The sequence below is a fragment of the Saccharomonospora iraqiensis subsp. iraqiensis genome (genome assembly GCF_000430445.1).
GTDB lineage: Bacteria > Actinomycetota > Actinomycetes > Mycobacteriales > Pseudonocardiaceae > Saccharomonospora > Saccharomonospora iraqiensis.
Window position 1 is genome coordinate 13,652 of sequence record NZ_KE387102.1, and the last position, 3,468, is coordinate 17,119.

4 protein-coding genes are annotated in these 3,468 nt (G+C 72.8%); 1 reads left to right on the forward strand and 3 read right to left on the reverse strand.

Translation table 11 applies throughout. The features are described from left to right. Positions 1-1,094: phage major capsid protein (locus tag ACTIR_RS23455; protein WP_233345916.1), on the forward strand; the 1,094-nt coding region annotated here is incomplete at its 5' end. Positions 1,095-1,188: 94 nt separating this feature from the next. Here ACTIR_RS23455 and ACTIR_RS0114455 read toward each other — a convergent pair. From ACTIR_RS0114455 to ACTIR_RS23465, 3 genes are all read right to left on the reverse strand, one after another. Beyond that, positions 1,189-1,635 carry a hypothetical protein gene (locus ACTIR_RS0114455; protein ID WP_034240203.1) on the reverse strand — a complete coding sequence of 149 codons (447 nt, stop codon included), beginning with the start codon at positions 1,633-1,635 and terminating at the stop codon, positions 1,189-1,191. Positions 1,636-1,661: 26 nt separating this feature from the next. Further along, a complete protein-coding gene (locus tag ACTIR_RS23460; RefSeq protein WP_034240206.1) occupies positions 1,662-1,859 on the reverse strand; it encodes a hypothetical protein in 198 nt (65 codons plus the stop codon). Positions 1,860-2,009: 150 nt separating this feature from the next. Beyond that, a partial coding sequence (locus ACTIR_RS23465; RefSeq protein WP_267879491.1) for an FtsK/SpoIIIE domain-containing protein occupies positions 2,010-3,468 on the reverse strand: 1,459 nt, incomplete at its 5' end.

Below are 3,468 nucleotides of genomic sequence, written 5' to 3' on the forward strand. Positions count from 1 at the left end.
GCAGTGACCGGGTGCCGGCGTTCGCGGCCGAGCGGGCCGAGGCGCTGATGTCGAACGGTGCTCCGGCGGCCCGGTCGCTGGCGGCCCGGTGGGCCGAGGCCACGGCCAGCCGCGACTACGAGTCGGCGTTCACGAAGCTGCTCGCCGATCCGCAGCGGGGGCACCTGCTGTGGACGCCGGCCGAGCAGGAGGCGTACCAGCGGGTGGCCGCGGTGCAGGCCGAGCAGCGCGCCATGAGCGTGGGCACCGACTCGGCGGGCGGGTTCATGGTTCCGCTGACGCTGGACCCGTCGATCATGCTCTCCAGTGACGGGTCGGTGAACCCGCTGCGCCGGGTGGCGCGGGTGGTGCAGACGACCACGAACAGCTGGAGCGGCGTCACCAGTGCCGGTGTCACCGCCGAGTGGAAGGCCGAGGGCGCCGAGGTCGCCGACGCCTCGCCGACGCTGGCCGAGCCGAACATCCCGGTGCACTTCGGGGACGCGTTCGTGCCGTTCAGCTTCGAGTTCGGCATGGACGCGGTGAACGCGGTCAACGAGCTGCAGCGGCTCATGGTCGACGCCGCGGACCAGCTGCAGGCGTCCGCGTTCATGAACGGCACCGGCACGGGCCAGCCGACCGGGCTCACCACCGGACTGGCGTCCGGGTCGAAGGTGGCCACGACCACCGCCGACACGCTGGCCATCGACGACGTGACCAGCCTGCAGAGCGCCCTGCCGTCGCGGTTCCAGCCGCGGGCCCAGTGGCTGGGCAACCTCACCACGATCAACATGATCGGCGGCTTCGAGACGAGCGCGGGAAGCCTGCGCTTCCCGGAGGTGTCCAGTGACCGGCTGCTGCGCAAGCCGCTCAACGAGGCGTCCGAGCTGGACACGGCCGGCGACACGGCGAACGCGGGCAACGACAATGTGCTCGCCTACGGCGACTTCGCGGCCGGCTTCGTCATCGTCGACCGGGTCGGCACCTCCGTCGAGCTGGTGCCGCACCTGTTCGGCAGCAACAGCCGCCCCACGGGGCAGCGCGGACTGCTCATGCACTTCCGCACCGGCTCGGGCGTCGTGGTCGACAACGCCATCCGGCTGCTGACCGCGTAGAGCGGCCTCACAGCCCCACAGAGACGAGCAGCCCCCGCCCGGTGTCATCGGGCGGGGGCTGCTCTGTTCGTGCGTCAGCGGGCCGCTGTGGGGCTCATGATCGGCGGGGGTGGGCGAGTGCGGCGGTGGTGAGCGCCCCTGCGGGCACTTGCAGCCCCTTGTGCGTGGCCTGGTCCATGAGCGCCCTGCCGTTGATGCCGTTGCCGGCGACGCTGTGGAAGCCGCCCTTGCCGGTTCCAGTGGCGAACGTGTGCAGCAGCCGGCCGTCGTCGACGAGCGCGTGGACGGCGGTTTCGACGACGGCGGCGCCGAGCTGGGCACGCAGCGGCACCCGAAGTCCGGCGGCGCGGTAGGCCAGGGCGCGCACCGCGGCCTGCGTGGCGCCGTAGGACACCGCGTGTGAGGCCAGCGCCCGCCGGCCCTCGCGGGTGTGCTGCTGCTTGCGCTGGGCGTCGCAGTCGCGCTGAACGAGGTAGTCCCCGGTTTCGTGGCCGGCGAGCCCGGCCAGCCACGAGACGGTGAGCGTGAGGGCACGGTTCATGGTGGTTCTCCTTCCGGTGGGTGGGGTCAGCGGAACAGTCGCCGGGCGAGGCGTTCGGTCTTGCCGGCGCCGCCGCACCGGCCGCACGAGCGCCAGGCCTTGCCGGTGGGTGAGGTGAACTTGCCGCGGCCGCTGCACCGGCCGCACTTGGCGTAGGGCCAGATCGCGACCGAGGCGAGGTACAGCGCGGCCAGCGCCAGGCCGACGACGACGAGATCGAGCATGGTGTTCCCTTCTCTCGGTGGGGTGGATCGGTCCGGGCGGGGTGAGTTCTCACCCGCAGGCTCACCCGGACCCCGCAGCGGGCGTGTGCTGCGAAAACACGGGTTGAGGTGTGCGGGTGACCGGGGTGTGTCGGCCACCCGCACACCGGCTCACAGCGGGTTCTCGGGTGCCTCGCCGTCGTCCACCCCGGCGAGGTCGTCACGGCGAATCACGGCGTAGCCCTTGAGCTTGCGGGGCGGGATGCCGTGGTCGCGGCGCAGCCGGTCGACGAGCTCGGTGCCGTTGAGCTGCCATCCGCGGTCCCGCAGCCGGGCGGCCACCTGCGTGGCCCGCTCGGCCTCGCCGTCGAGCACCCGGCGCACGTCGCCGAGCAGGTCCCGCTGCTCGACGGTGACCGGCGGCTCGGCGCCGCCGCGGGCTTCGAGGGCGCGGGCCACCACGGGGGTGACCTCGTCCACGTCGTCGCTGCGCTCGAGGTGGAAGCACCGCAGCAGCCCGGCCTCGCGGCGGAACCCGACGGCCATCGCCGTGCCCACGTCCTCGCCGGCCACCAGGCTGGTGGCCGAGATGCCGGCCTTGTGCGCCCCGGTGCCGAGGATCGCGTCGTTGCCGACGTGATCGTTGATCGCGAACGCCACCAGGTGCGACGCCGTGCGGGACAGGTCCCGCGGCAGCGAGGTGGACCCGGCGGTGGGGGTGGACCAGACGCAGGTGATGCCGGTTTTGCGGGCCTTCTTCGTCAGCGCCACGGCCAGGTCGCGGGCCTCCTTGCCGTACTTGTCGTGTTCGAAGAGCTCTTGCACCTCGTCGAACACGGCCACGATCGGGCGCATGTCCGACCGCCGGGCGGCCACCTCGCGGGTGAGCTTCGTGTCGCCGCCGAGCTCCTCGAGCACTTGGCCGCGGCGGGACACCTCGCCCCGCAGCCACCGCAGCGCGTCGAGGGCGGCCTCGAGGTGCTCGTCCTCGTCGCCCTTGACCAGCCGCGCCAGCGCCGGCGCCATCGGGTCGTAGTCGACGTTGAACGCCATCACGTGCACGTGCGCGTCCACGAGCGGGTCCAGCAGCGCCCCGAGCAGCAGCGTCACCACCAGGGACGACTTGCCCGAGCCCATGATGCCGCCGACGAGGTAGTTCGACGCCATGAGCTTGCCGACCACCAGCTCGCCCCGCTGGTCAATGCCGACCGGGATCCCGGCGAAGTAGTCGCCGGTGCCGTCGTCGGCCAGCGGCCACCGGCCGACCGGCCCGTCCAACAGCCCCTGATCGGCCACCCACACGTCCAGCACGCCGGGCTTGTTCCGCGGCTCGGTGGGCCAGACCTCGTTGGGTTTGCGCAGCAGGTTGTGGGCGAGGATGTGCTTGCGGTCGTTGACCGCGTCCACGGTGCAGCCCTGCGGAAGCTGCAACTGGGCGCGCCAGCCCTGCCCGTCCCGCATCGCCGGGGACACCCACCGGGGTTGCCACCCCTCGCGCACCGCCTTGTTCAGCGGCGCGAGGCCGAGGTTGCTCAGCGCGGCGAGGATCGCGCCCTCGTCCGGCACCGCCGCCCGGTCCTCCGGCTCGACATGCCGCGCCACCCACCGGGGCGGCTCGGCACGCCGCCGA

Coding starts and splice junctions, on each gene's coding strand:
- ACTIR_RS0114455 (WP_034240203.1), bottom strand. CDS start 1,635: ATGAACCGTGCCCTCACGCTCACCGTCTCGTGGCTGGCCGGGCTCGCC.
- ACTIR_RS23460 (WP_034240206.1), bottom strand. CDS start 1,859: ATGCTCGATCTCGTCGTCGTCGGCCTGGCGCTGGCCGCGCTGTACCTC.